The organism is Streptomyces sp. NRRL S-495, assembly GCF_000966955.1.
Classification (GTDB): Bacteria; Actinomycetota; Actinomycetes; order Streptomycetales; family Streptomycetaceae; genus Kitasatospora; species Kitasatospora purpeofusca.
Genome location: NZ_JZWY01000822.1, coordinates 1 through 1,592, shown reverse-complemented (window position 1 = coordinate 1,592; position 1,592 = coordinate 1). Strand labels below are relative to the sequence as shown.

Sequence of the window (1,592 nt, the reverse complement as noted above, 5' to 3'; positions counted from 1 at the left end):
GGAGCTGTTCGATCTCGCCGGGCTCGACCCGGAAGCCGCGGATCTTCACCTGGTGGTCGGCGCGGCCGACGAACTCCAGCGGGGCGTCCGGGGCCGCGCGGCGGACGACGTCGCCGGTGCGGTACATCCGGGCGCCCGGCTCGGGCGCGAAGGGGTCGGCGACGAAGCGGCCGGCCGTCTGGCCGGGGCGGCCGTGGTAGCCGGCGGCGAGCAGCGGGCCGCCGAGGTAGAGCTCGCCGGCCTCACCGGGAGCGGTGACGGGCCGCAGCCGGTCGTCCAGCAGGTAGGCGCGGCGGTCGCCGAGCGGGGTGCCGATCGGGACNGATCGGGACGGACCCGGCACCCGGCGCGGTGGGGCCGGCCAGCCGGTGGGTGGTGGCGGTGACCACCGTCTCGGTCGGGCCGTAGGCGTTGAGCAGCGGCACTCCGGTGGCGTCCCACCAGGTGGCGGCGGCGTCCGGGTGGAGCCGGTCGCTGCCGGAGATCATCAGTCGCAGGGTACGGGGCGCCCGGTCGCGGCCCCGGTCGCGCACGGCCGGTACGACCTCCTGGAAGTAGCCGGCGGGCAGGTTGGCGACGGTGACGCCCTCGGTGTCCAGCAGGTCCAGCAGGGCGTCCGGGGCGAGCAGTTGCCGCTCCGGGACGACCAGGCAGGCGCCTGCGGAGAGGGCGGTGAGCACCTGCTCCACGGCGACGTCGACGGTGGGGCGGGCGAGGTGCAGCACCACGTCCTCGGCGGTGAGGCCGAAGCGCTCGACGGCGGCGGCCAGATGGCCGGTGAGGGCGGCGAGCGGCACGTGCACGCCCTTGGGGCGGCCGGTGGTGCCGGAGGTGTAGATGAGGTAGCCGGCGGTGGCGGGCGGCTCGTCGGGCAGGTTGCCCGTGGGCTCTCCCCCGGGCTCGCCGGTCAGCTCGCCGTCCGTGAGGGCGAGGGTGGCGCCGGCGTCCTCACGGATCCAGCGGTTGCGCTCCTCCGGGGCCTCCCGGTCCAGCGGCAGGTAGGTGGCACCGGCGCGGAGCGCGGCGAGCAGGCCGACCAGGTGGTCCAGCCGGTCGCGACCGGTGACGGCGACCGTGCGGCCGGGGGCGATCCGGGCGGCGAGGGCACCGCTCAGCTCGTCCAGCTCCCGGTAGCGGACGGTCCGCTCGCCGAGCCGGACGGCCGGGCGGTCCGGGAACCGGCGCGCGACGGATATGAAGGGGAAACCGCGAGATTCCATCATCCAACCCCGATGAATTAACGATGCTGCGGGCAGTGGTCTCGACCGTAGGCCCGCTTCCCGGGGCCGATCGGCAGAATTCCCGGAAGACCATCGGCAGTTTCAACTGCCGCTTGCAGACAGGGAGTTGCCGCAGACGCAGACGGCCCGCCGGGGCGCACGGAGGCGCCGCGACGGGCTCGCGGGAATACGGTCTGCGATTGTCGGTGAAGTGATGGGGAGGTGGGGCAGTGAATTACTGGGGAAAGTCCGGGGACCACACGTCCGCGCGCTCCAGCGCGGCCGGCGTGTACTTCCCGAGCGCGCTGATCAGCAGCCGCAGCTCCAGGGCGAGGCAGTCGGCGAAGCGGATCAGTCCGTCCTCCGGATCCT

General features: G+C 74.4%; 1 protein-coding gene and 1 pseudogene. Both read right to left on the bottom strand.

Features of this window, described 5'->3' with window-relative positions; all coding sequences use genetic code 11:
• Window positions 1–242: 242 nt before the first annotated feature.
• Window positions 243–1,223, bottom strand: coding sequence for an AMP-binding protein (locus tag VR45_RS34180; RefSeq protein WP_286163584.1), 981 nt, complete (start codon window positions 1,221–1,223; stop codon window positions 243–245).
• A gap of 232 nt (window positions 1,224–1,455) precedes the next feature.
• Window positions 1,456–1,592 (bottom strand): annotated as a pseudogene (locus VR45_RS46215) (glutamate synthase); the annotation flags it as partial.